At 52.1% G+C, this 26,814-nt stretch carries 22 protein-coding genes; 15 read left to right on the forward strand and 7 right to left on the reverse strand.

Annotated elements, in window-relative coordinates:
* Positions 1-248: 248 nt before the first annotated feature.
* The gene (locus DFP94_RS24450; protein WP_245955083.1) at positions 249-1,403 is read right to left on the reverse strand and encodes an FAD:protein FMN transferase; all 1,155 of its coding nucleotides are present in this window, start codon (positions 1,401-1,403) and stop codon (positions 249-251) included.
* A 232-nt stretch (positions 1,404-1,635) separates the two neighbouring features.
* Between DFP94_RS24450 and DFP94_RS24455 the strand changes: the two genes are divergently transcribed.
* The 8 genes from DFP94_RS24455 (at position 1,636) to DFP94_RS24490 (ending at position 9,914) form a co-directional block, all read left to right on the forward strand.
* Positions 1,636-2,028, forward strand: a complete 393-nt coding sequence (locus DFP94_RS24455) for a NusG domain II-containing protein (protein WP_114499083.1) — start codon at positions 1,636-1,638, stop codon at positions 2,026-2,028.
* Complete coding sequence (locus DFP94_RS24460; RefSeq protein ID WP_114499084.1) at positions 2,012-2,566, forward strand: Gx transporter family protein; 555 nt, start codon at positions 2,012-2,014, stop codon at positions 2,564-2,566. The genes DFP94_RS24455 and DFP94_RS24460 overlap by 17 nt, the downstream gene beginning before the upstream one ends.
* Before the next feature lie 41 nt (positions 2,567-2,607).
* Positions 2,608-3,447 (forward strand): ATP-binding cassette domain-containing protein, encoded by an 840-nt coding sequence (locus tag DFP94_RS24465; RefSeq protein ID WP_114499085.1) that lies wholly within the window; start codon positions 2,608-2,610, stop codon positions 3,445-3,447.
* Positions 3,423-4,316: an energy-coupling factor transporter ATPase gene (locus DFP94_RS24470; RefSeq protein ID WP_114499086.1), complete on the forward strand. Its 894-nt coding sequence runs from the start codon at positions 3,423-3,425 to the stop codon at positions 4,314-4,316. The genes DFP94_RS24465 and DFP94_RS24470 overlap by 25 nt, the downstream gene beginning before the upstream one ends.
* A 2-nt stretch (positions 4,317-4,318) precedes the next feature.
* Complete coding sequence (locus DFP94_RS24475) at positions 4,319-5,125, forward strand: energy-coupling factor transporter transmembrane component T family protein (protein ID WP_114499087.1); 807 nt, start codon at positions 4,319-4,321, stop codon at positions 5,123-5,125.
* Positions 5,126-5,256: 131 nt separating this feature from the next.
* Positions 5,257-7,302, forward strand: coding sequence for a peptidase U32 family protein (locus DFP94_RS24480; protein WP_114499088.1), 2,046 nt, complete (start codon positions 5,257-5,259; stop codon positions 7,300-7,302).
* 424 nt (positions 7,303-7,726) lie between these two features.
* A complete protein-coding gene (locus DFP94_RS24485) occupies positions 7,727-9,058 on the forward strand; it encodes an aspartate aminotransferase family protein (RefSeq protein WP_114499089.1) in 1,332 nt (443 codons plus the stop codon).
* Complete coding sequence (locus tag DFP94_RS24490) at positions 9,042-9,914, forward strand: UbiA-like polyprenyltransferase (protein ID WP_114499090.1); 873 nt, start codon at positions 9,042-9,044, stop codon at positions 9,912-9,914. The genes DFP94_RS24485 and DFP94_RS24490 overlap by 17 nt, the downstream gene beginning before the upstream one ends.
* A gap of 603 nt (positions 9,915-10,517) precedes the next feature.
* Here DFP94_RS24490 and DFP94_RS24495 read toward each other — a convergent pair.
* From DFP94_RS24495 to DFP94_RS24515, 5 genes are all read right to left on the reverse strand, one after another.
* Entirely contained in the window at positions 10,518-11,504 is a 987-nt protein-coding gene (locus DFP94_RS24495; RefSeq protein ID WP_114499091.1) for a polyprenyl synthetase family protein, read from the reverse strand.
* A gap of 174 nt (positions 11,505-11,678) precedes the next feature.
* Positions 11,679-12,131, reverse strand: a complete 453-nt coding sequence (locus DFP94_RS24500) for a hypothetical protein (RefSeq protein WP_114499092.1) — start codon at positions 12,129-12,131, stop codon at positions 11,679-11,681.
* A 134-nt stretch (positions 12,132-12,265) separates the two neighbouring features.
* Positions 12,266-14,143, reverse strand: coding sequence for an NAD(P)/FAD-dependent oxidoreductase (locus tag DFP94_RS24505; protein ID WP_114499093.1), 1,878 nt, complete (start codon positions 14,141-14,143; stop codon positions 12,266-12,268).
* 50 nt (positions 14,144-14,193) lie between these two features.
* Positions 14,194-15,102 carry an FMN-binding protein gene (locus DFP94_RS24510; protein WP_114499094.1) on the reverse strand — a complete coding sequence of 303 codons (909 nt, stop codon included), beginning with the start codon at positions 15,100-15,102 and terminating at the stop codon, positions 14,194-14,196.
* A gap of 292 nt (positions 15,103-15,394) precedes the next feature.
* Positions 15,395-16,924, reverse strand: coding sequence for a potassium/proton antiporter (locus DFP94_RS24515; RefSeq protein ID WP_114499095.1), 1,530 nt, complete (start codon positions 16,922-16,924; stop codon positions 15,395-15,397).
* A gap of 147 nt (positions 16,925-17,071) precedes the next feature.
* Between DFP94_RS24515 and DFP94_RS24520 the strand changes: the two genes are divergently transcribed.
* The 5 genes from DFP94_RS24520 (at position 17,072) to DFP94_RS24540 (ending at position 21,310) form a co-directional block, all read left to right on the forward strand.
* Positions 17,072-18,583, forward strand: a complete 1,512-nt coding sequence (locus tag DFP94_RS24520) for an HD-GYP domain-containing protein (RefSeq protein WP_245955084.1) — start codon at positions 17,072-17,074, stop codon at positions 18,581-18,583.
* A 191-nt stretch (positions 18,584-18,774) separates the two neighbouring features.
* Positions 18,775-18,975, forward strand: coding sequence for a CsbD family protein (locus tag DFP94_RS24525; protein ID WP_114499097.1), 201 nt, complete (start codon positions 18,775-18,777; stop codon positions 18,973-18,975).
* Positions 18,976-19,016: 41 nt separating this feature from the next.
* Complete coding sequence (locus DFP94_RS24530) at positions 19,017-19,286, forward strand: hypothetical protein (protein ID WP_114499098.1); 270 nt, start codon at positions 19,017-19,019, stop codon at positions 19,284-19,286.
* Positions 19,287-19,413: 127 nt separating this feature from the next.
* On the forward strand, positions 19,414-20,880 hold the full coding sequence (locus tag DFP94_RS24535) for an ATP-binding protein (RefSeq protein WP_114499099.1): 1,467 nt from the start codon (positions 19,414-19,416) through the stop codon (positions 20,878-20,880).
* A gap of 52 nt (positions 20,881-20,932) precedes the next feature.
* Positions 20,933-21,310 (forward strand): RidA family protein, encoded by a 378-nt coding sequence (locus DFP94_RS24540; RefSeq protein ID WP_114499100.1) that lies wholly within the window; start codon positions 20,933-20,935, stop codon positions 21,308-21,310.
* Positions 21,311-21,436: 126 nt separating this feature from the next.
* Here the strand turns inward: DFP94_RS24540 and DFP94_RS24545 are convergent, their stop codons facing one another.
* Complete coding sequence (locus tag DFP94_RS24545; RefSeq protein ID WP_114499101.1) at positions 21,437-22,192, reverse strand: TspO/MBR family protein; 756 nt, start codon at positions 22,190-22,192, stop codon at positions 21,437-21,439.
* 209 nt (positions 22,193-22,401) lie between these two features.
* Between DFP94_RS24545 and DFP94_RS24550 the strand changes: the two genes are divergently transcribed.
* The gene (locus tag DFP94_RS24550) at positions 22,402-25,542 is read left to right on the forward strand and encodes a DEAD/DEAH box helicase (protein WP_114499102.1); all 3,141 of its coding nucleotides are present in this window, start codon (positions 22,402-22,404) and stop codon (positions 25,540-25,542) included.
* Complete coding sequence (locus DFP94_RS24555) at positions 25,539-26,501, forward strand: hypothetical protein (protein WP_114499103.1); 963 nt, start codon at positions 25,539-25,541, stop codon at positions 26,499-26,501. The genes DFP94_RS24550 and DFP94_RS24555 overlap by 4 nt, the downstream gene beginning before the upstream one ends.
* Positions 26,502-26,814 lie beyond the last annotated feature (313 nt).

Raw genomic sequence — 26,814 nt, forward strand, 5'->3', positions numbered from 1 at the left:
TGAATCAGACCTACACGAAATTTCTTACTCTTTGGGTCAATCAAATAAGGAATTTTATACCGATTAGGTATTAGGAGAGTTATAATCTTTTGAGGAACTGCTATAGGGGTTTAACAATCTAATGTGTAATTTTACTGCAAATTTCATGAAAAGTCAAATAAATGTTTCTCCTGAAGGATGCAACGCGAAAAAACCTCCACTTCCTTAGAAGCGGAGGTGCGTAAGCGAATTAAGATAATAGCCGATGATCAGTTAGCAAACGTATAGTCGTCGTTTGTTTTTTTCAGCAATTCCTTGAATCCGGAAGTGGCATACAGCTTCTTGTCCTTGGTAATGAACAGGACTTCCGTATTTGGGGTGTTCTCGGCAAACTTCAATCCTTCTTCGATACCCATGATCAGCAGGGAAGTATCCATGGTGTCCGCATCGGTGGAGCGATCCGTAACAATCGTTACGCTGCTGATGTTATTATCGACCGGGTATCCGGACCGCGGGTCGATGATATGCTGGTACAGCTTCCCGTCTTCAATAAAAAAACGTTCGTAAATGCCGGCCGTGACCACGGTTTTGTCTTTCACGCGTACCCATCCGATCGGATTGCCGCGTTCCTGGTCGGGATCCTGAATGCCGACATTCCAAGTCTTGCCGCCCGGCTTGCTGCCCATGGCGAAAATATTGCCCCCGAGGTCGATAATGGCGCTGTGAAAGTCCTGCTCGGCTAAATAATCATAGATGGCGTCGGCGGCATAGCCTTTACCGTAAGAGCCAAGATCGATTTCCATACCCTTGACTTGCAGATAAATTTCGTGTTTCTCCGGGTTCAATTCAATTTTGCGGTAGTCCGTCAATTGCTGTGCGGCAGCAATTTCCTTGGCCGGCGGCACGTGCGCACCCTCATGGCCAATGTTCCAAAGGCTGACGAGCGGTCCGATGGACGGATCAAGCAGACCGTTAGTTTCCTTGGCGTAATCGACGGCCAGTGAGACGAGCTCAAACGTGTCCGGAGACACCTTAACAGGGGCGATGCCGGCCTGTGCGTTTACTTTGTGGATTTCGCTGTCCGGGTTCGTGCGGCTGATCTTGTTATCGATATTTTTCATCAGCGCTTCCACTTCTTCGAAGTTTTTGGTAGTAGCCCGGTTATCGTAGATTTTGACATTCACGACGGTATCGAATATAAAAAATGTCTGGGACAAGGGTTCCACAGCTTGATTTTGGGACGACTGGACATTAGCGTCTTGCGCGTCCGCAGAGTTGTCGCCTACTTCGGTGCCCCTGTCGGAATCGGAACGCTGATTAGCGCTCTGCGCGTCCGCAAAGTTGTCGCTGCCGGAGCAACCGCCTAGAAGTGCCGCGAGTATGGAACATGTCACCAGCAGCATTGCCGATTTGTTTTTTCTCATATGCGTAGCCTCATTTCTCCCTGTCATTTCGTCCTTGATTTTAGCAGAAATAATTCGGCTCTAAAAGTACTTTTATTCACAAAGTAATAATTATTCCATTTAACCTTCTCTTAAGTGAGGATTTTGTGAAATGGCTCTGCGAATGAGATAAATGTCACACGGGAGTGAGGAATGTTACAGGTATAATGAGTTCATCTAAGATTTATATAATTAAAAAATAAGGGAGTTAACCATGAAACGCGGAGATATTCTACTGATCGGGTTAATTGTAGTCATTGCTGCAGTATTTTTGGTCCCCAGGTGGCTTGATGGGGAATCAAGTGAAAAATATCACAACGGGCCTAGAATAGCCAAAATCACGGTGGATGGCAAACCATTCCGTACGGTGGAGTTGACAGGCGAAGAGCAGACCATTGAAATCAAAACGGAGTTTGGATATAACCTGCTAAAGGTTCACGATTACGGCATCGAAATGATCGACGCCGATTGCCCCGACAAAGTGTGTCTAACGTTCGGATTCATAGAGCGGAACGGCGGGACGATCGTGTGCTTGCCGCATAAGCTGCTCGTAGAAATAGAAGGAGCATCCGGAGAAGGAGATGATCTCGATGCCGTCGTTAAATGAACAATCCAACCTGGCCTTAAAAAGAACGGTTATCGTAGCTATATTCGCCGCGGTTGCGGTGGTACTCAGCCTAGTTGAGTCCGCGATTCCCTTGAATATGAGCGTACCGGGCGCCAAGCTGGGCCTGGCTAATATTATGGTACTGACCTGCTTGTATTTTCTCCGGGCGAGAGATGCCTTCATGATGGTACTTCTCAAAACCTTGCTTTCCGCATTCATATTCGGTACTTTTTCAAGTTTTCTGTTCAGCATTATGGGGGCGTTGTTCAGTTTTGCTGCGATGTGGTTCTTGCTGGTTGTCGGCCGGAAGCGGCTAAGCGTCATCGGTATCAGCATTATCGGGGGGATCGCCCATAATATTGGGCAGCTTACAGCCGCTTCCCTGTATTTCAACACCACTAAAATCTTCTACTACTTGCCTATGCTGCTCATTATGGGGGTACTGACCGGGATTGCTGTCGGGATTGCCGTCAAGTATCTGATTCCTTCGCTATCCAAGCTGTCGTTGTTCGAGGGATTCCTGGCAGAAACGGCCTAGACTTATCGAAGTAGCGGCTGTGAAGAAAGGGGAAAAAGAGTATGGAAGGGACCGGGCTCGCTTTCGAATTGCAGCATGTGTCTTTTGCTTACGGGCCGGAACATCCGGTACTCAATGATGTAACGTTCAGCATCCGGCAGGGAAGCTGGGTGTCGTTGGTGGGGCCCAACGGTTGCGGAAAATCGACGCTCGCCAAACTTCTCGGCGGACTCCTCGCCGTAAACGGCGGAACTATTATAGTAGAAGGAACTCCGCTGCTGAAGGAAACCGTTCAGCAAATCCGGCCCCGGATCGGGATGGTATTTCAAAACCCGGATAACCAGTTTATCGGGGCAACCGTGGAGGAAGATATCGCCTTCGGCCTGGAGGGCCGCTGTTTACCGCGCGAAGAAATGGTGGACCGGGTTAAGCGTTATGCGGAAAAGCTGGAAATCGGCCACCTGCTGTCCAAACATCCCGCGGAATTGTCGGGAGGTCAGAAGCAGCGGGTTGCGGTAGCGGCTATTTTGGCGATGGAACCCGGGATCGTCATCTTTGACGAATCATCATCCATGCTGGACGAGAAAGCCCGTGGAGAACTGCTCGATATCGTGAGCGAGATGAAGCAAAGCGGAAAATACACGATTATCTCCATTACGCATGATGCGGAGGAGATTATGGCTTCGGACCGGGCGATCGTGCTCCGGGATGGGGGAATAGCGGCTGACTTGAAGCCGTGGGATTTATTTCAAAACGGGGAGCTGCTGGACTCCTGCCGCCTGATTGCTCCTTACCGGGTCCGGTTAGCCTTGGAACTCGGCAAGCAAGGCATTCAAGTGCCGCTTGACCGCTCCGGAGAGGAGGTGGCGGATGCGTTATGGCAATATGTTTCGAGCAAGTAAGCTACGCTTATGACGAGCGCAGTCTTTGGCGCCACAGTGCGCTGGAGGAGGTCAACTTGGAGCTGGGCAAGGGCGCATTTGCGGCAATTGCCGGATCGACAGGTTCCGGGAAGTCCACTTTGCTGCAGCATTTTAACGGCATTTTGAAGCCGACCAGCGGAAAAGTAAGGGTGCTTGATTTCACGTTGGAAGCCGGCGCAAAACAGCCGCCGTTACGTGAACTTCGGCGGCGCGTGGGCCTGGTATTCCAGTTTCCCGAGCAGCAGCTATTTGAAGATACGGTGGAGAAGGATTTATGTTTCGGGCCGCTAAATTTCGGGATGACCCCGGCGGAAGCAAAGGATCGGGCCAGCAAGGCGCTTGAGATGGTCGGGCTGGACGATTCGTTTTTGCCGCGCAATCCGTTTCATTTAAGCGGAGGTCAAATGCGCAAAGTAGCCATAGCCTCGGTTTTGGCGATGAACCCGGACGTGATCGCGCTCGATGAGCCGACCGCGACGCTGGATCCGCAAAGCCGGGCCGAATTGGCCGTGCTGTTATCCCGGCTGCAGCGGGAACAAGGCAAGACGGTAATCGTCGTCACCCACCGCATGGAAGAGATGCTTCCCTATGTAAATACTTGGATTCTAATGAAGGACGGAGCCAAAGTATTCCAGGGTCCTGCTGCCGGGCTGGTACGTGAGGCGGGCAGGCTTGAAAAGGAATTCGGGCTTGCGGTTCCGGCCTGTATTACGACCTGGAACGAAATCGCGGCACGGTTTGGCCTGGAAGCTGAGGAACCGTGCCTGACGCCCGAGACTTTGGCCGGGCGGGTAGCAGGGCTGCTGGATGAACGTAAGCAAGGCATCAAGAGGGATGGGAGCGGATAACGATGCGGAACAAATTGCTGTTCGGACGGAGCATCGATACCGGTTCATGGGTCCACAGCGTGGACCCGCGTGCCAAGCTGACCGGCATGGTCCTCTATCTGGTTGCCATTGTAATCGTTGGCTCCTGGCTGGCGTTGAGCATCGCCGCCGCTTTCTCGCTGGCGTATATGGCTGCGACCAAAATTCCTCTCAAGTATTATGCCAAGGCGGCCAAGCCGCTTTGGGTGCTGATGGTGTTTATTTTTGTGGTCCAATGCCTGACGGTGAAACAGGGGAACGTGCTCTGGCATGTGGGCTCCTGGGGTCTCTATACCGGAGGTTTAAGCAGCGGGTTGATTGCCGCCTCGAGGATGGCGCTGCTGGTTTCTTTTACAGCGATCCTGACGTTTACTACGACACCGGGATTGCTTAACCAGGGCCTCGCCGGAGTGCTAGCGCCGCTTCGAAAGATCGGAATTTCAGCGCAGCGCCTGACGCTCATGATGAGCATCGCGCTGCGGTTTATCCCGACGATTTTGGATGAAACCCACAAAATATTAAAAGCCCAGGCCGCGCGTGGAGCGGATCTCAAAGAGATGCCTTGGAAGGAAAAGGGGAAAATGCTCGTTTCGTTGCTGGTTCCGGTTACGGTCAGTGCCTTCCGCCGCGCGGAAGAACTCGTTCTGTCCATGGAGTCCCGCGGCTATATCATAGGCGCCCCGCGTTCGGAGTATCACTTGCTGGGCTGGAGGCTTCGGGATACCTGGTTTGTATTGTCCTATGTCGTACTTGTTGCGGTTGTGCTGATGCTTAGATTGAACTGGAGTTAAAGATGCGAGGCGACTTTTTTACACAGGTATATTTCACTGCCAACGCAGTTTCATCGTAATCCAAGTTCAATCATTTTAAGCAAATTTATATAGACCGCTTATAAAGCGGGAAAATGGAGGAGGGGAACACTGTGGCACGCTATTTTAACGGAAAAGAAGTCGAGCTGCTTGCACCGGTGGGAACGTTTGAGATTTTTAAAGAGGTAATCAAGGCGAACTGTGATGCCGTTTATTTCGGCGGACCTAGCCTGAATATGCGGCTTATGCGCAAGGGGTACAATTTTACGCTGGAAGAGATTACTGAGGCGGTAAAAATTGCTCATTCCCTGGGAAAAAAAGCTTACGTAACGGTTAACAACCTGTTAAATGAAGGAGAAATCGAGGAGGCGGCAACTTATCTCCGGTTTCTCGAAGAGGCGGCACCCGACGCGATCATCGTGCAGGATTTTGCTGTGCTCGCTTTGATCAAACAGCTGGATTTGAAGATTCCGGTGCACTCCTCGGTCATGATGAATGTACATAACGTGGAGATGGTCAAGGCGCTTCAAGAGATGGGGGTAACCCGCGTCGTGACATCCCGGGAAATGGATTTGCACACAACCCGCTATTTGCAGGCCGCTACCGGAATGGAACTGGAGTATTTTATCCATGGCGATATGTGCTCGGTTCACGGGGCGAACTGCTACTTCAGTTCCCTTGTGTTCGGGATGAGCAGCAACCGTGGGAAATGCCTGAAACCGTGCCGCTGGGATTACCGCATCAAGAAAGACGGCAATGTCTATCCTTCCGAATACCCGCTGGCCGTAAAAGATATGTTCATGTACGAGCATATCCCGGAATTGATTCATGGTGGGATCACGTCCTTTAAAATTGAAGGGCGCATGCGGGACAAGGAATTCGTCGTCATGCTGGTGAATGCTTACGGCGATGCGATCGACCGCTATATCAACGATCCTGCCGGTTTTGAACGCAGCAAGGACACGGAATTGCTTTATCAGAACCGCAAGCGCGATTTTTCAACGGCATATGCTTTTGGGCGTCCGGGTCTGTCGAACATCAACAAACGGTACGAGGGAACCGGCAAATTTTACAGCACGGGCAAAGTGTTCAGCACTCCGACCGAAGAGCGGGAACTGGGCGTGAAACGGCTTGATGAAATCCAGGGGGAATTGTCCGGCGCCGGGAACAAGAATGCGGTGGCCGTACCCGAAATCTCGGTACATGTGAATAACTTGAAGCAAGCCAAGGCCGCGCTGGAAGCTGGTGCCGACCATATCTATTTGTCGGGCGATGTCTTTGAGCCGGATCGTCCTTTTACCAAGGCTGAGATTTTGGAACTCGCGGCGGTCAAAGGCACGGCAAAGCTCTACGTGTGCGTGCCGCGGATGATGACGGAGCTGCAATTCGATATCTATGATGCGCTGTTGTCCGGGGAACGTCTGCCAATCGACGGTGTGATGGTGACCGATTTGGGCGCCGTACGCAAATTCGCGGGTAAAGGCTATCCGCTGGTGGGCGATTTCAATCTGAACGTTTATAATCGGCTGTCCGCCGGTTTCTATAAGGAGCTTGGCTTGGAGCGTATGACGGCATCGCTGGAGCTGCCGCTGCTGGACTTTACGGCATTGCTTGCGAATTCGCCAAGTCCGCTGGAAGCGATTGTCCACGGGTCACCGGCGCTGATGTACATGGAGCACGACCTGCATGAAAATGCGGAGGTCTTTGAGCCGATTGGTGAAGAGGACAATCATTTCGTAGACAACAGCGTGCTTGTGCTGATGACGGATAAAGGCGAAAATCCGGTTTACCGGGACGCCTACGGACGCAACCATTTAACTTTGGCTAAAGAGCTTTGCCTTCTGCCGCTCGTGAAAGAGTTGAAGGAAGCCGGATTGTCCGTCTTCCGGATTGAAGGGGCGACCTACAAGCCGGAACAACTCCGTCAGATCGTCGCCACCTATAAAACCGCGCTAAACGAGCCGGAGACAGCGGTTGAGCTGTTCGCAGGCCTGGCGCCGGTATATGCCGGTTACACGCTGGGTGCGCTGCAGTTTGACGGCGGCGCAGCGGCGGGTGTCGGCGGTGCCGGTGCCGGTAGCGCAGAGGAGGACGCCGCTACAGGCGAGCCCGCCGACAAGGACTCAAGCCTGCAAGCGCCCGTGAGCACGGGCGTGTAGGCCGGGTTAAGACGTTGGAGAAGTCTAAGGGGCTTCGGAAAACGAGGCTGAGGCGCTGGGGAAGCAGATGAGCTTTAGCAAACGAGGCTGGAGTCGCATTGGAAGAGTCGGTTTGAGGCCTTTGATTGGCTTGATAGCCTATGTGGGGCGACGAGGCGAGATAGCCTTGCCGCCTGACGCAAAAATAACTGGAAAATCTCCAGTTATTTTTGCAATAATTTATCGTTTTGTATATTTAACCGTAAAACATCCAGTTAATTTGTGCAGTTACAGCAGGATTCGCAGAATTAGGGATAGTTAGCTGGAGGTATTCCAGTTAATGTGAAAATCAGGTCCTACCGAAGAGAATTAACTGTAGGAAATCCAGTTATTTTTAATATGTTGAAGAGGACAATTGAACAAAGCCATGAGAGGGGCGGTAAAAATGGAAAACTATATCGGACCGGAGGGCGTGCTGGCCAAGCGTCGGCAATACTTCTACCCGTGTACCAGTCATTTCTACCGGAATCCGCCGCAGTTGGTCAAAGGCGAGATGCAATATTTGTACGGGCATGACGGTACTTGTTACACGGACTTTTTCGCCGGGGTTTCCGTGGTTGCCAGCGGGCACTGCAATCCGGAAATCGTGGAGCGGACGGTTGAGCAACTAAAAACGCTGCAACATACTTGCACGATTTATTTGACCCAGCCGAATGTCGATCTGGCGGAACGGCTGGCGGGGGTCATGCCCGGCGGCCTTAGCCGGACATTCTTTGTAAACAGCGGCTCGGAGGCCAACGAAGGCGCGCTGCTGCTCGCCCGGCTTCATACCGGGCGGAAGGGCTTCCTCGCGCTGGAGCAGGGCCTGCACGGCCGCACGTACTTGACGATGAGCGTCACGGGCCTGCGGATGTGGCGCTCCGATCCGCAGCTTGCGGAGCCGGGCAAGGATGCGGAGGACGTGACGTTCATTCCGCAGCCTTATGAACGCGGAATGAGCGGGGATGAAGCGGCACGCCGCTCCATCGATGCCCTGAAGGCGGTGCTGGCGGAGAAGGGCGGCGAGATCGCTGCCATGATCGCGGAGCCGATCCAGGGCAACGGGGGCATGATCGTGCCGCCGGATTGGTATTTCCCTGAAGTGAAGGCGCTGCTGGAGCAGTACGGAGTGCTGCTCATCGCCGATGAAATTCAGACCGGCTTCGGCCGCACCGGCCGCATGTTCGCCATGGACCGTTGGGGCGTCACGCCCGACATCCTGACCATGGCGAAAGCCCTCGGGAGCGGCGTGCCCGTGGCCGCGTTCGCCTCGACGGACGATATTGCCGCCAGCTTCACGAGGCCTTCGGCCTCCACGTTCGGCGGCAATCCGGTCTCGTCCGTCACCGCGCTTGCGGTGCTCGATTACATCGAAGCCCACCGCCTGCCCGAGCGTGCTGAGCACCTTGGCGGCCTGCTGCTCGCCGGGCTTCAAGCCCTCGCCGCCCGCTATCCGCAGCTTGTCTCTGACGTGCGCGGCGCCGGCCTGATGATCGGCGCGGAGCTATACGCGGACGATAGCGAACGCGGGGCCCGTCTGGTCGACGACGTGCTCGAGGAGATGAAGGACCGCGGATTCATCATCGGTAAAAACGGCGTGGGCCGCAACGTATTGGCTTTTCAACCTCCGCTTGTCATTACGGAGGAGGATATTGCCGAAATGCTTGCCGCCCTCGATCAGGCGTTGAATTCCGTGCATGAAGCCATAGGGGGGAACGAACATGGAGTACGCGCGTAAGGTCGGTGCCAAGATCAGGATGTACAGCGAACTGGTGATGTTCTCGCATACGTTATTTTCGCTGCCCTTTGCGGTAATCTCGATGATCTGGGCCGCAGAGGGGTTCCCGTCCTGGCGGGTGATGCTGTGGGGGCTGATCGCGCTTATCGGCGCACGCAACGGGGCAAACGCATTTAACCGCGTGGTGGACCGCACTTTTGATGCACAAAACCCGCGAACGGCACATCGTCATCTTCCGCGGATGCTGCTCGGCGAGAAAGAAGTGCTCCTGTTCGTAGTCGTTAACTATGCGATTTTCATCTTTGCGGCAGCGATGCTGAATCCGCTGTGCTTTATTTTATCGCCGGTGGCTATCTTCCTGATCTCATCTTACTCCTATACGAAGCGATTCACTTATATGAGCCATTTATATCTGGGATTCACTATAGCATCGGCGCCGATAGGAGCCTGGTTCGCCGTTACCGGCCAGTTTGCCTTCACGCCTTTCATTCTCGGCACGATCGTGATGCTGTGGATTGCGGGTTTCGATATCATTTACGGGTCCCAGGACATTGAGTTCGACAAGAATCATGGACTATGGTCCGTTCCCAGCATTTTCGGCTTAAAAAACGGTCTTCGGATCGCCGCAGGTCTTCATTTGATTATGGTGCTGCTGCTGATCACGCTGATCCCGATCCGTCACCTGGGCTGGTTATACATTGCCGGGATCGCCATTTCCATTTTGCTGCTGATGATGGAGCACAAAATGATCAAGCCGTCGAATCGAAAAGTAATGAGCGTGGCTTCCTACAATTTAAATCAGGTAATCAGCATGGTGATCTTGTTTTTCACCCTTGGCGATTTCTTTCTGACCTAAAAGTTACCGATCAAAAGCGCGGCAGTCCGGAGACGAAACCTGTTCTCTGTCGACAGCCGTGCTTTTTTAGTTTCATCCGAATCTAACGGACATAGGGGACGTTAACTCTGACAATTTACCGGTTTTTTGAATTTAACGGACACCATAGACCTTAATAGGTCAGGTTCGCTTCGATTCGCGTCATATTTAGAAAAATAAGGTCCACCATGTCCGTTAGGATCGCGAAACTACCGATTCTTTGCAAATAACGTCTCCAGTGTCCGTTAGAAGTAATCGGATGCCTGTTGGGAATTGGCGGTTCGCTCGAAATATTCCCGTGAGGAAACTTTGCGGTGTTTTGCTGGACTGAGCCAGGGCTTGAGGGCACGATATTTTAGGCGGAATGAAAGTTGGGGTTGCTGTAGGTAAATCTATACCAAGAATGTCTAGGGAACGAAGGAAGGTTGGTGGAATGTAGGGAGTTTGTATATTCGGTGTACGGAGGGTAGACGCAGTAAAAAGCAGAAGACAAATAATCGCCCCACCCGTTCAAGGAGCGGGGAGGGCGATTCGGTTCAGGCTGCGGAACAGCAAGGCAACGATCGGCAGGCTTCGCCAGGCCGCTTAGTTGTCGCGGCCGCCGAAATAGTTCAGCAGCGCCTGCAGATCGCGGTGCGCGGGATAGCGGCTTAACCGGGAAATGATGTCCTGGGCTTCGTCCAGATAACGGGCGCTCAGATTTTCGCTTTCTTTGAGTGCGCCGGATTGCTGGATGGCCGCGATGACTTCATCCGTAATCGCGGGAGGCGTATCAGCCGTAATGGCCCGGATGGAAGGGGCCAGTCTTTCGTTCCGTAAAGCATAAAGGACAGGGAGGGTGACCTGCCCCTTACGCAGGTCGCTGCCGGCGGGTTTGCCGAGCTTCTCCGCGGACTGGGTGAAGTCAAGGATGTCGTCGCGGATTTGGAACGCAATGCCAAGCTTTTCTCCAAAGGAGTAAAGCAGATCCGCCACGCTCTCATCCGCTCCTGCGGATTGGGCGCCGATCTTTAAGCAGGTGGCCATCAACTGGGCTGTTTTATTTTTGGACTTCTCCAGGTATCCCTCCAGGGTGACCTCATAATCGAAGAGATGGGACAACTGTTGGTATTCCCCTAAACAAAGCTGCGTAGTTGCGAGGGAAGAAAGATCGTATACGTATCGCTCTCTGTCTGCGGAATAAGCTGAGATCAGTTCGATAACCCTGGCGGACATATAATTGCCGACATGTAAGGCACCATTCACGCCAAGCTTGATGTGGAGGGCTTTCTGCCCGCGGCGGACCGGAGAGTCGTCGATAATGTCATCATGAATCAGGGAGGCGGCATGGATGAATTCCGCAGCGGCAGCGAGTCGCCATGTTTTGCGTTCATCGGGAGACGGGCCGAAGCGGCTGCCGACGATGACCATAAGGGGCCGGACTCTCTTGCCTCCGGAACGGACCAGGTCGAGTATGCTCTTGACGAGCTCGGAAGAACGGGGAACATCCTTGTCATACTTAACCATGTTTTCGATTTCCCGGTCGACGGACCGGAGCGAGATACCTAGTGCATCGTCCAGCTTGATCTTCATGGAAATACCCTCCTTGTTCATGTTGATGGCTTGCAGCAGGCAGGGGCGGTTTCCGTTTCATGGCGGGTTTGATAAGTGCAGCTATCATTTATGAAAAAGTGAAAAGATCACAAATGACAACGAATGGATTTACGCGAATTTACAAGGTCTGACGCCATGTGAACGAATGTAGTTTTATATAGCCCGGCTCTGCCGGGAAGGATTGTTTTCAAGCTGCAAAAACAATTCCCAGCCTTTGAGCAAGCGTTCGTCTTCCGATTTACCGCTGGCCCGTTTGATTTGAATCTGCTTGATGACGGGAGCCAAATGGATGAGAAGATCGATCTCTTGCCATCCCAGACAAAGTTGGAGATAAAAGCTGTATAAATAGTCGCCGTCCAGCACCTTGCGGGTAAGAACTTCTCCGCTGTCGGATGATTCACAGTCACCGTGGCGCTGAAGGGCGAGCTTGATTGCGATGTAAATGGACAAGAGGCGCAGCCGGCGGATCGCTGGCATGTCGTATTGCTCCAATAGAAAGATAAAAGGCCGTACATCCTGATCGGAAATCGTTACCCGAATGCCGGTTTCGGGGGATAGCTCGCTTTGCAACAAGTGACAGGCGTCTTGGATGAGCTCATAGTTCATAAGGGCACACTCCTCGGCTGAAATGCCGCGATAGTTAAAATCTTAGGTAATATAGTAAAAATTAGAGTAATGCGCGGCTACGCACATTACTCTGTTTGCAATCAGTTACAATACTTAATGTTTCGTCTATAACGCTATTCGGTGTATAAATACCATCTTCGCACAAGCGGGATTCTCTTCCATTGTTTCTTGAGCCAAGGCAGAACATAATAGTCGAGGCCGAACGCGCTGCCCGAACCGCCAATTAATGCGACGCCTGCGGTCATGTACCAGATCATTTCCGTCGAAGCCATGCTGGACGACCAGATCATGATGCCTAGCGCCACGGTGGCTGCGGAAGCTACGGCTGTGAACAGTCCGACGATAATCATGATGCCGAGGGCGATTTCCATGAAGACCATGAAGAACTGGAACACGGTGGCCAAAGCTGTAAATCCGCCGTCCGAGGAATAGAAGAAGATATCCATAAACCAGTTGACGATGCTCTTAACGAATCCTGGCACCGGTAAAGCAGTAACCGCTGTAGAAGCACTTTCTACGGCCGAAGCTGCGGTTTGCGCATCTACGGCTTGCGTTACGTTCGTAGCTGCTTCACTGGCTGCGGAGACAGCGTCACCCGCATTCGGATTAGCCGGAATCAGGAAGATATTCGATGGATCCTTGAAGATCTTCGGCAGTTTATCCAGACCTTCTTCCAGCCATTTGTATCCGACGAAGACGCGGAGCGGAAGGAGCCAGAAGTTAGGAGAACGTTTGGCGAAATGTCCGCCGACAAAGCTTCTCCGGTTGTTTACATGGAAGAATTCGTGCATCATGTAAGTCCAGACTTTGGCGAAGCCTGCTACCGTAAACAGGTAGTACATATTAATCAAGTGCTTGGAGAACATCGCCATAAAACCGGTGAGCATGAACATCTTGTTCGGCAGACCCACGTTGGCGACGCCGTACCGGCTGCCGATACATACCATCGTACCGTGGAAGCCCGGTTTGTAGGATTTCTTAGGTTTGTTATGAATATCGGCATGAATGTTATGAGCAATCAATGGGCCGGCTTGTTCGGCGTTTTCTACCATTTGCGGTACAGGACGAGTTTCGCCCTCCGGAATGAAGAAAATGTTGTCGCCTACGATGTAAACATTTTCGTGATCGACGCTTTGCAGCTTGTCGTTCGTAACGATCCGTTTACGGCCTTCTTGTTTCACATCCAGCTTGCCTACCAGTTCGGAACCTTCAACGCCTGCGGTCCATACTACGGTATCCGCTTCGAGTTCTTTGTCCCCGAGTACGACGCCGGTAGGGGTTACGCCGGTAATTTTGGCGCTGGTGATGATTTCGACATTCATTTTGTGAAGACGTTTTGCTGCTTTTTCAATCAGTTTGTCAGGCAAGATCGGCAAAATTTTCGGTGCCATATCTGCCACGACGAGACGAACCTCACTAGGATCAATGAAGAATTCCTTGCAGAGTTCGTCGCGGAACTCCGCCATTTCGCCGACCAGTTCGACACCGGTAAAACCGGCCCCTACGACGACGAAGGACAACATCTTCCGGCGTTTGGCCGGATTGGTCTCTTTCGCTGCCAGCCCGAACTTGTTACGGATCTGTTCTTTCAGGCGAACGGCATCTTCATAGGACCAAAGGGTCAGGGAATGCTCCTCGGCGCCCGGAATGCCAAAGAAGGTTGGCTTACAACCGGTACCGATGACCAGGTAATCGTACTTATAAGTGTTTTTCTCGGAACGAAGTTGTTTGGAAGCGAAATCGATTTGATCGATCGAGTCCAATACGACATCTACTTTTTGACCGGCGAATATCTTCTTTAATTCGATCTTGATGGAATCTTCCGGTGCGCGGTTGGCTGCGACTTCGTGAAGCTCAGTCAAAAGAGTGTGGTAAGGATTGCGGTCAATCAGCGTGATTTCTACGTCTTTATCTTTTTTGAACAGTTTGGCCAGGTGCTTGGAAGTAACGACACCGCCATAACCGCCGCCTAGGACGACTATCTTTTTCAAGAGACTCACCTTCTTGTAATAGGGTGTAATCATGAAGCAATGATGTTAAATTATTTCGCTTGTTCGAGAGCCTTGGTTACCAGATCAAAGTAGGATTTCAAGCTGATCGTTACGCCCGAAATAGCGTCTGTCTTACCTTCTTCATTGAAAGTGAGCGAAGCAGGGTCTTGTTTTTCAACCAGATAGGTCTCGGCAGTGGCTGCTTCTTCATGCCATTCGGCTAACGATCCGCCATTGGCTTTCATGCCGTATTTGCCGTCGATGGAGTTTTGTTTCTTGTCTTCGCCGGCTTCGTTCACGCCGCTGAAGTTAACTTTAACGATTTTGCCTGCTGCGATGACTACGTCCGCAGTTTCTTTCCAGCCGGAATGCTCGTCGAATTTGTCGCCTTCGGCATGATAAGTTCCGTCTTTATAAGTTCCAGCTTCAACCGGACCAGCAGTCAACGCTTTGTCGGCCAAGTCGAAGAATTCATTCACGTGCACGGAAACACCGCTGATTGCATCGGTCTTGCCTTCTTCGTTCAGTGTGATGTCTTTCGGGTCTTGTTTCTCAATCAGGTATTGCTCTGTTTTTTCGGCTTGCTCATGCCATTCGGAAGAAGCGCCGCCGGCTTTCATGCCGTATTTTCCTTCTTTGGAATAAGTCACTTTGTCTACGCCAACGGTAGCATTGATTCCGTTCCATTTAGCTTCCGTGATTTTGCCTCCGGAAACCGTCAGAGTAACATAATATTGCCATCCTGTTTTTGCGTCCGGTTCGCCTTGAGCATAGTAAACGCCGTCTTGATACTTGCCTTCTTCTGCCGGTTTATTCGTGCTGCTGTTAGCACTGTTGTTTGCACTGTTCTCAGCAGGGGTGTTAGCCGGTGCAGCGTTATTTCCATCCTTGTCGGAACCGCAGCCAGCAAGCAAACCTATCAGTAATGCACTGCACAGTAGAATAGATGCCTTTTTCATGATAGATGACCTCCAGATAAGTAATAAAATATATATATTAAAATGTGAAGACATTTTAATAACGAAAAGAGGGAAAGATGGCGCCATTACGGGTTTTTCAAGACTTGAGAGGAGTCCGAAAACCTTTGTTCGATGGAATTTTAGCATATATGCATATGGGTTAATGTGAAAAATATCACTTAGTGTGTGACATAAAACAACCCCGATAAGCCCGGCAGGCAAAGCACTGCGCGAAATATCGGGGTTGGAAGCGGTACCTTAATTTATAATAATTTTTTTTAAAATTTTTAATTTATTTTTTAGAGGGAAATTTAGGACTTTCCGGTGTGCCGGGTATTAACTCTACATCGGGAACTACTGGGGCATTAGCAGAATCATGGAAGCTGAAAATAGTCTTGATTTTCTCCCGCTGGGCTTTGGGGCCGAGAATATAGAGTGTATCTCCTTCTTCAATTATAGTGTTGCCGCGGGGAGTGACGATCTGCTCGCCGCGGATGACCGCAGTGACCAGGACCTCTTTGGGAAGATCCAACTCTTGCAATTCTTTGCCGATGATTTTCATTCCCGCATGGATATGAAGATGGTTGATTTCCGATTTGGTCTTGCCCAGCGCCACAAGTTCCAGCAGGGAATGAGACTGAGTCCCGCTTTCTCCCGCTAATCCGAGCTTTTCGGCCAGAGGTGAAATGGTAGCCCCCTGGATGATGGCCGAGGTGAGGATGACGAAGAAGACCACATTAAAGAACAGGGGTCCGTTGGGGAGCCCGCTCATCAATGGATAGGTTGCGAGTACGATCGGGACGGCGCCGCGAAGTCCGGCCCAGGAAATTAACGTTTTTTCTTTAAATGAAAATTTTGCGAATAGCAGGCTCACATAAACCCCGATGGGGCGCGCCACCAGCATTAGCACCATGGACAAGGCAACCCCCGGAAGCATAATCCCCGGCAATTCGGCCGGAAATACGAGCAGACCGAGCAGGGTAAACATCGTGATCTGCATAATCCAGCCGAATCCCTTGTTAAATTGCAGGATCGACTGGCGATAGGTCAGATCTGAATTTCCTAACACCAGTGCCATCACATATACCGCTAGCAATCCGCTACCGTGGATAACCGCGGTGACGCCGTAAGTCAGAATGGCAAAAGCAACGGCAATAACCGGGTAAAGCCCGGAAGAATCAAAATTAATATTATTGATAACCTTGACGGCGAGCCACCCGAAAACCAGTCCAAACAGTAGTCCAAGGCCCATTTCCAGAAAAAACGAGAGAATGAGCAACAGCAGATCGTGATCGGAGTGCCCGATCCATTCAATTAAAGATACTGTGAGGAAAACCGCCATGGGGTCATTGCTGCCCGACTCGGCCTCCAGCGTGGATGTAATGCGTTCCTTGATATTTTTGCCGCCAAGAACGGAAAAAACCGCAGCGGCGTCGGTGGAACCGACAATCGCTCCGAAGAGAAGACCCTCCTCCAACGAAACTCCCAAAATGTATACGGCACTGATGCCAATGACCGCCGTTGTTAGCACGACGCCGAGTGTAGCCAATGATAACGCGCTTGAAATAACCGGTTTGATCGTGTTGTATTTAGTCTGCATTCCGCCTTCAAAAAGAATAACGATCAAAGCAAAGGTCCCTACCAATTGAGTGATAAAGAAATTGTCAAAATAAATAAATCGGCTGAGCAGCATGCCGACCGCGATAAAAAAAACCAGCGCAGGCAATCCGAAGCGGCTGGAGAATTTGGTGGCGAATACGCCGATCAGGAGTAAGCTGGCCAGCAGGATAATGATCGAGTCGGTGAGTGTTGTTAAGTCCATAGCTTTCCCCCTATTCAAATTTTATTCTTATGAATTATTATACAAATTATTGGAGCTTGCCAACAAATCGAGGACTGTAAAATTTTCCTGATTCTGCCGATAATGAAGTAAGGTGCGGTTTGTTCTACAAAACGCGAGATGGAAGGAATGACTATTCCCTTGACGGTATACAAGACATTTATTTCTCGCTTGAAGCTAAATTATGCAGCGGGGACGCTGCTTGCGGTTATCGCGCTAGGGAGCCTGATGATCTTCGCTCCGCTGGATCTTCCCAGGGAACAATACGTATGGCTTATCGGTGTGCTCGTTCTGTCGCTTTGCATAATGTTTACGCTGGAATGGATCGTTTTTTCATTACAGATCCGGCCGATCAGAAATTGCTTCTTGGCCGAGGTCGACAATTTCTCTACCCTGCAGAATGTATACATAAGGACGCATAGATTACCCGCTTTGGCCGTAAAGCGCATCCTGGGCCCGCATTTATTCGGTTTGCTGCTGCCTGCGACGATTCTGTCTATATGGCTCATTTATATTGGGAAATTGTCCATTCCCTACTATTATGTACTGCTTGCTTCCTTGGGAGTGGTATTGGTTGCAGGCATGCACGCCTTGATCGAATTTTATATGACCTCCTGCACCATCCGGCCCATTCTGCTCGAACTGAGCGGCTGGTCACTGCGTCTGTTCGGTAAAGAATTGACCCTTGGAGGAAGGGTTTTGATTTCGATCCGCCGCAAGCTGAAATGGAGTTTTTTTCTGATCGGGGCTTTCCCGCTTTTGCTCTACAGCTTGGCCGTTCAGTTTAGAATGGACGATTGGAGCGCCGCCGGTACTTGGCAGTGGGCCGTCTTAATCCTTCTGATAGGTTTAGGTTTTTCCTTTATCGGCTCATGGCTGCTTACCCGGGAAACCGTACTGCCGATCCAGCATCTTTACGAAAAGATGGCCGAAGTAAAAGTAGGTTATCTGCGAAATGGTGCCAGCGATTTATTCTCCGATGAATTTTCGCGGCTGGTTTCGGGATTCAATCACATGCTTCGCGGCATTAAAATACAGGCGGAGCGTAACAATCAACTGCTGGAGAGTTATTTCGCAACGTTAGCGGCGGCGTTGGACGCCCGTGATCCTTATACGGCTGGTCATTCTTTGAGGGTAGCGGAATATGCGGTCGGCATAGGCTTGCTGGCCAAGCTTCCGGAAGAGGAGATCCATGATTTGAGAAAATCGGCGCTTCTGCATGATATCGGCAAGATCGGAATCCGGGATGCGGTATTGCTAAAAGAAGGCCGTCTGACCGAAGAGGAATGGGAGCAGATCAAACAACATCCGGTGCTCGGCGAGGCCATTCTGAAACAGATTGAACCGGCTGATGCCATGGCCCCTTTCTTGCCGGGCGTGCGGTCTCATCACGAACGCTATGACGGAAAAGGATATCCGGACGGATTGCAGGGCGAAGATATTCCGCTGTTCGGACGGATTATCGCTGTGGCGGACGCCTTTGACGCCATGACTTCGGACCGGCCATACCGGAAGGGGCTGGATGAGCAACAGGCGATATCGATTTTGGAGGAAGGGCGAGGAACCCAGTGGGATCCTCATATTGCGCAGTTATTTGTTGATTCTTATTGGGAAAATAGAGAAAAAAAACAAGCTCCGTAATCTTACGGGGCTTGTTTTGTTAATCGGAGCTTTCCATACGCCGGCACATAATCTAAGGGAAGTACGATCCCCCAGTCGGACGGCTTGCGGTTCAAATCAGGCGCCGAAGGGTATTTACAACTTATACGGAAAAGTTTTTGCTGCTCAAACAGCCTTTGAGATAATTTTGTGAAAAAAGGAGTTGGCCAGAGATGGATCACAACGTATTTAAAGGAAAATGGAACCAGGTTAAAGGGGAAGCGAAGAAGCAATGGGGCAAGTTAACGGACGACGATTTGGACGTCATCGATGGTGAAAAGGACAAATTGGTAGGCAAGCTGCAGGAACGTTACGGACACACCAAGGATGCCGCTGAGCGTGAGTATAATGATTGGGCCCGTAGCCGCGAATAACCAACATCTTCTTGTCTTAACACAATGGAGGCGGAAGCGACATGTATGTTTCCCGCATAGTAACCGGAAGGATCATCGAAATGCGGGGAGATAGTGTGGTAACGGTCCAAGGAGATACGGTTGCCACCTACAATCTCCGCTACTACACGCTCAGGGACCCGGAACTTGAACTTGAGTTCCTTGCGGAAACCGAGCTCAGTCCCGAACCGGGGAGATTCGTGAACCGTTGGAAACACTGGAGGCAGAGAAATAGTGGCATTGCGGATCTTCCTTGGTCGTTATTTTGGAAAAAAGACGCGAATCGCATCTGATTTGCGTCTTTTTTTGCGAAAAAATGAAATTTCCCAAAAAAATGCAAATCGGCTCATTTTCGGGAACTCCGCTTGTGTTAGAATGAGAATAGACTAGGAAGCATGACTGACCTACGGGAGTGAGCATATGGGCTTTGGCAAGATGTTTTTGCTCAATTTGGGATTGTTGATCACCGTTGCCTATTTGGCCAATGTAATATATAAATATGCTTTTACCAAAATATCTTTCAGAATGAACTATATTTTATCGGTAGTTCTGTTCATTTTCGCCGGATGGATCTGCATGAAGTTCGGATTTCAGTTAAGCGACAACGTTATTTTTGATCTGCGAATCGTGCCTCTGATTATCGCATCGGCCGTTTATGCCCAGCCGTTCACGCTCTTGATCATCGGGGTTGGCATCGGTCTGGCAAGATTGACCCTTGGCGTGAATGATGCCGCTATTGCCGGACTAATCAATTTATCGATATTGGGAGTCGTATGCGCCGGTCTGAATATCTGGATGAGACGAAGCAAATACCGGCTTGCGGTAAAAGGGCTTATAACGATTGCTATTGTGAATGTAATTAACACGATTAACATCTCGGTGTTCGGGGTGATTCCGGTAAAAACATACATGCTGGAGATCATGCCGATCACGCTGCCGCTGACCTTGGTGCTTAGCGCGGCGTTTGCGCTGATTCTGTGGGACTTCCAGCTCGAACGGAGACAGACGCTGGAGCTTAAACATGCCAATGAATTGCTGCGGAAGCAGACGGAGGAACTTCGAACGGCAAAAATCGTGCTGGAAGAGCGGGCCAGGCAGCTTGCTCAGGCATCGCAGTATAAGTCGGAATTTTTGGCAAATATGTCGCATGAGTTAAGGACGCCGTTAAACAGCATCATCAATCTGGCTCAGATCATATCGGAAAACGAGTCCGGGGACGGAGAAGAAGCCGATGAGGATACGCCGAATTACGGGATGATCATTTATAAGTCGGGACAAGATCTGCTTGGGTTAATCAATGACGTTTTGGATTTCTCCAAGGTTGAAGCGGGTAAGCTGGAAGTCATCCAGGAAGAGGTCGTCATTGCGGAAATGGCGCAAATAATGGAAATGCATTTTGAGCACGCGGCAAACCAGAAAGAAATCAATTTTGAAATCCGGATTGAGAGCGGGTTGCCATGCACGATTCTTTCCGATGCCCAGCGGATCGGACAAATCTTGCGTAATTTGTTGTCCAATGCGTTTAAGTTTACTCACCGCGGACAAATCAAGCTGGAAATCCGGAAAGCGGGGTTTGAGGATATGCAGCGGGGAGAATGGATTATCTTTGCCGTGACGGACACCGGAATCGGGATACCCGAGGATAAGCACACGACGATTTTTGAGGCTTTCCGTCAGGCCGATGGCTCCATCAGCCGGAAATACGGGGGGACGGGTCTTGGACTGCCGATCAGCAGAGACCTGGCCCGCTTGCTTGGCGGCTTCATCCGGCTTCAGAGCAAGGAGGGGCTGGGGAGTACCTTCTCTTTGTATTTGCCGTTGACTCCGGATCTAAGAGGGAATGAACCGCCGGCGCCGGTCCGGGAAAAAGCGATGCGGTTGCTTTAGGCGGGCGTTACTAGCTACAATATAAAGAAACTCTAAAAAACGAGGGATAGCGATGACGAAACAAGTTATATCTACAACGGCTGCACCGGGTGCAATCGGACCTTATTCACAGGCCGTACAAGTCGGCGAGCATGTATTTACTTCCGGACAGCTTGGCCTCATTCCCGAAACCGGGGAACTGGCCAAAGGAATACAGGAGCAGACGACTCAAGCGCTGCGCAATGTGAGTGCCATCCTGGAAGCGGCAGGAACCGGGCTGGACAAAGTCGTAAAAACCACGGTGTTTCTGCAGGATATGAACGATTTTGCCAAAGTGAATGAAATTTACGGCAGCTTTTTTGCCGAACCTTATCCGGCTCGCAGCGCGGTGCAGGTGGCCCGTTTGCCCAAGGACGGCCTGGTGGAGATTGAAGTTATCGCTTTGAAGTAGTGCGGGAACCGAACTTGAAACTCACCCCGAAAAACAAAAATGGAGTGCAAACGTTACGGTTTGTACTCCATTTTTGTTTTAAGACCCAAGGTATATATAAATACATTAAAGCTTTTATAAGTTCGGCTAATCCCGGTCTCTCGCACTGATAAAAAGCAGGCCGAGGGCAAATACCAGCAGGATGGCCGCGGCTAAACCCGCGGTAAAAAATAACCCCTGTTCCTCGCGATGCTTGAATGCAATGGCGGCATATCCCCAAGCCACGGGGAGCGGATGGGCGCCGTCCCGCGTCACGCTACCGATGAGAATAACGGCGAGTGTGCCGATGAAGAGTAACGTAATAGCCATTGCGGGTTTCGGAAGATTGATCGAAAGACCGGAGTGCTCTATAACGACTTGCAGGTTAACCAGGGTGGCGATGCAGGTCCAGCCTGAATATAAACTGAACGGCAACCGGAGAAACCAGGTTTCTCCCCGGGTCGGGTGTTCAATTTTGCGTGTAAGGCGGTATGTTGCGGCAACCGTGATTAGCAGCAATACCATTGCAATAAATGACAGGATAAGATATTCATAATGCCAAAGCACCAGCCAGCCCATATTAAACAGACAGGACAGGATAAACCAAAGCGTGAAGGACTTCATCCAACGTTCTCCGTTGTCTCTTTGGCGGAAGAGATAGACTATGCAGCATCCGATCAGAACATAAATGACATTCCAAATCAAAAAGGCGTAACCGGCGGGAGTCAGCAGGGAAAAGTAACGCTGTGACAGTTCTCCCGTGTCGGCCCTGCCCAAAGGGAGTGTTTCCGCAACAATATTCATGGCTATAACGGCCAGAAAGAACAGACAGTTCAACCATTGTAAAGCTCTAGTTTTGAACATGGAAGTTATCTCCTCCGAACAGTTATAAGACGGTTGTTCGCGTTTACTATATGAATATACCCATTATTGAAGAAAAAATTTCCACACGGCGGAAAAAGAGCCGACTAGAAATGAGTTGCGGTTTTATATAGGGGCGGTTTCGTATAAGATAGAATTAATGTGTTTTTTTCGGCCGATGGCCAAGAATCAGGAAATGACGGGAGATCACCATGAATCAACGCCTTTATGGAATTTGGCTCGGAGATGTGATGTTTTGTTTCTCCGGTGAAATATCTGAAACCAAAGTGGACGCATGGACGGCGGCGGTTCGGCCGCTTGAACCATCGACTGGAGTTCGCCCGTTTCAGCATGCCGCGCTGCGGCTTGCCGAAGTCAGGTATCCGGTTTCCCCGGTGCGTAGAATGGCGGGAAGCGGTGAGCGCAAGGGATTGCTCGGAAGAACGCTCGAGGGTCTTGCTTTGCCGGTTAAAGAAACCTGGGCGCTATTGTTGGATTGGGATGAAAGTTATTATCTAACCCGTGACATACAGCCAGGCCCTGAGCTGGGATATTGGAGTACAGCGGCCCGGTTCGCCCTGGATTTGTTGCTGAGGGGTAAAATTGTGCCGGGGATGAAAAAGGGATCGGGAATCCATGGGCGGCGGCGCGGTTCGCAGGCATCCATTGGCGCGGTATGGGGACCGCTTCTGGATGAGACAAACGATGAAGAACGGTTTCGCCAACTGGCAGCTTCCATGCCGCCTTTAGCCTTGGCCGCAGTGCAGCCTTTGGCGGGTTTGGACAACGGTTCTCTTGCGGATCGCGGCCTTTCCTTACTGCACTCTTTTTTGACCGCGATGATAGATTTTGAGGTCCGCAAGGCGGTAGGCGAGCTGGGACGGAAGCTGAACCCGGTGCGTGCCGATTATCGCAGAGGTTACTCTCCGTTATCCGAGCTGTGGTGGAATAGCTTGCTTAACGCAGGAACACCACCGGAAATTCAAGGCAGTACGGCAGAGATTGAACAGTTGGCGGAGGAGATCGCGGCTGCCGGAGGGGAACGGCCGCACGTGTCTGATGAAGTTACGGAAGGGAGAGAATCCGGTTCGCTGCGGCTGTGTCTGAGAATCGAACCGTTGAAGGAAACAGACGGTCAGGTACGGGAAAATAATCTCATGTGGCGGTTGTCCTTATGGGGCGAAGGTGCCGAAGATCCCTCCGTTCTGCTCCCGGCGGGATTGATCTGGAGCTACCCAGGTATGGATATGGATATTCGCGGGCGCAAGTATCGGAATGTACGCCAAAGTCTGTTGCTTCGCCTGAAGAAAGCGGCGGAATTATCGGCCGAGATTGCTTCCATGATGGAAACGGCACGGCCTGAAGAGGTGAACCTTTGCCCGGAAGAAATGTATGAATTCCTCAGCCGATCCGTGGTTATGCTCCGTAAACACGGAGTGACCGTGCAGATGCCTTCCCGTTGGACGCGCGGAGGCCGGCGTTCGGCCGGCGTCAAAATCAAAGCGTCAGGCTGGGAGGAGCCGCACGGGGATGCAGCGACGGAAGCGGGACTGGGCGTTCAGCAACTGGTGGCCTTTGATGCTGCGGCGGTCCTGAACGGGGAAGAAGTGAGCCTGGAGGAGTTGGCTCGCCTGGCAGCTTCCAAATCGCCGCTGGTCTTTTTCCGCGGAGAGTGGATCGAGATTGATGCCAAAGAGCTTCGCCAGGTATTGAAATTTATGAAGCGGCAAGAGAACGGCACGATGACGTTCCGCGAGCTGATGTATTTGGCGTCCGGAGCCGATCAGGATAACCGATTCGACGGATTGCTTGTGGAACGCGTGGAAACGGAAGGGATGCTGGCCGTTTTGCTGGCCGGAGAAAATCTGCGGGGTACTTTATCGCGGCGCGTGCCCAAGTCGCTGAACGGAACGCTTCGCCCGTACCAGGAAAGAGGATTTCAATGGCTTTCGTCCATGCGGCAACTTGGCTTTGGAGCGTTGCTTGCGGATGATATGGGGCTCGGCAAGACGGTGCAGGTCATTACGGAGCTGCTGGACGGACTTGAAGTATCTCCGGGTACGAACCTGATCGTTTGTCCCACCTCGCTTCTCGGCAATTGGCAGCGTGAGTTGGACCGGTTTGCTCCTGAAATGCAACTGTACGTCCATCATGGGGGCGACCGTCTGCATGGGGAACGGCTTATTCAGGAGTGCCGGAAGAGAGATGTGGTACTGACAACGTATCAACTGGCCGGACGGGACGGAAAAGAGCTCCGCGATCTGGAATGGAAAACCATCGTGCTTGATGAGGCGCAGTATATAAAGAATTTCGGCACGAAACAGGCCCAAAGCGTGATGAAGCTGAGCGCGCCCCAGCGGATCGCGATGACGGGCACGCCGGTGGAGAACCGGCTGAGCGAACTGTGGTCGATTTTTCAGTTTTTAAACCCCGGTTATTTGGGTACCAGCGCTTCATTTCGCTCCAGGTATACCGGGTCCGGAGAGAGTCAGAACGCTGAACTCGGCAGACTGCGGAAGCTGGTTGCCCCGTTTCTTCTCCGGCGTTTAAAGAGCGACCCGGATATCCGCAAAGATTTGCCGGAAAAAATCGAGATCAAGTCGTACTGTACGCTGACTGCCCAGCAGGCCAGAATGTATGAGACGGTAACGGCGGATTTGATGTCGAGAATCGGGCAAAGCGGTGGTATCGCCCGCAAGGGTCTGGTATTGTCTTCGCTTACGCGGCTTAAGCAGATTTGCGACCACCCGCAGTTGGCGGGCGGAAGGGCTGTGTCCGGTGCAGAGGCCGGAATGGAACGTTCGGGGAAGATGGAACGGCTGACGGATCTGCTGGATCTCATTATGGATAACGGGGAAGCCGCGCTTATTTTTACGCAGTATGTACAAATGGGGGAGATACTTCGTGAGCAGCTTGCCCGGCGTTACGGGGCAGCTCCGTTTTTTCTGCACGGCGGCGTTGTAAAACAGGATCGTGACGAGATGGTCACGGCCTTTCAGGAAGGCTCGGGAGCCCCTGTGTTCGTCCTTTCGCTCAAAGCGGGCGGCGTGGGGCTGAACCTGACGCGGGCGAACCACGTCATTCATTACGACCGGTGGTGGAATCCGGCGGTTGAGAACCAGGCCACGGACCGGGTGTTCCGGATTGGGCAGCAAAAAAATGTGGAGGTCCACAAGCTGATCTGCCAGGGAACGCTGGAAGAGAAGATCGATGAGTTAATCGAACGCAAAAAATTGCTCTCCGAGCAAGTAGTCGGTTCGGGCGAGCAATGGTTGACGGAAATGTCCGATGATGAACTGCGCAGCCTGATTTCGCTGCAGTCAGAAAGCATCATGGAGGAGGATGCGAAATGAGCCGGAGGCTTGATATTCCGCGGAATATTCATATGGAGCGGGTGCCGGAAGGGTTGAGGATCGACATTCCGGCTGAAGAAGAGACGGCAGCCCAAGGCGGGAGAGGGCGGGGACGGCCGCGCAAAAACACTGGCGGCGCCGCTCGGGCCGAGGCGCTGAAAGACGCAGCCGACAGTGGAGCCGTTGGCGTAGGGGCGCCGGTCTTTAGTGTCCTGCTGCCCCGCGAACTTTCCGGCGGCCCGGAGAGCCGGGGACTGCTGCAACGCCTGGAAAGCCGGCCGCTCGTGTTGGCCGGGCTGCTCGAAGAAGGGGCGGCGGCGCTGGGCGCTCTTCTGCCTGAGCAGCCGCCTTGGCGACGGCTTCAGGACTTAGGCGCCGCGGGCGAAGAAGCAGAGGGAGGCGGGGGCAGGACTCACGGCGCCGCAGAATCCGCGGCGCGGCCGGTATGCTCCTGCGGCGCATACGGCTGCGGCCATGCCGAGCTCGCCATGGCCTACGGCGACGCCGCCTGGGCGTCCGACGCCGGCCTGCGGCTGGCGCTGCTCGGCTGGACGCCGGAAGCGCTGGCGGCCGCCGTGCTGGACCGGTGGGCAGCGCTGCAGCCGCTGCCCGACCCAGAGGAGGCCCTCCGCCAGGTGGCGGGAGGGCCGGAGGCACCGCCGCGCGGAGCCGCGGGCGAGGGGCCGAACATCGCGGAGTGGCTCGCGGAGATGGCCGGGCAGGGGCGGTTGCACTTGCCCGGGCCGCAGTTCCACGATGTAAAGGCGGACCTGCAGCATCTGCAGCGTGCCCGCCGATCCAGCGTGGAACAAGGCCGCGAGCCGGGCCCCGATTCGGCCCCGTGGGCAGCGTTGCTCCCCGGCGTCTCCGGGGCGGCCAGAGGATTGTCCCTGGTCGCCGCCCGGGTCATGGAGCGTGCGGCCGAGCTCGCCGCCGCAGGGCGCAAGAAGCCGCGTTGAGCAAGGCTTTTCAACAGCCGCAGGCTAAACCAAGGGCTGTCCCCGCTTATCGATATATAGCGGGGACAGCCCTTCTTTCATTAAATTTATGGTCACGAAAATATAACTGTATTTTCTGCATCAATTTTTTTACTATTTGCTCTGAAGGAGAATATAAATGGAAAACATACAGTTAATTTTCCCGTATACGTATGATTGGGACAAATATGATGAATTTACGGCCGGGCCCCCGAATATTGGACACTTTAGGATCAAACCTTAGTTAGACGGAGTTATACGGCAATTTTAAACGCATTTACTTCGTTTCTCTCCA

The sequence above is a fragment of the Fontibacillus phaseoli genome (assembly GCF_003337355.1).
GTDB classification, from domain to species: Bacteria; Bacillota; Bacilli; order Paenibacillales; family Paenibacillaceae; genus Fontibacillus; species Fontibacillus phaseoli.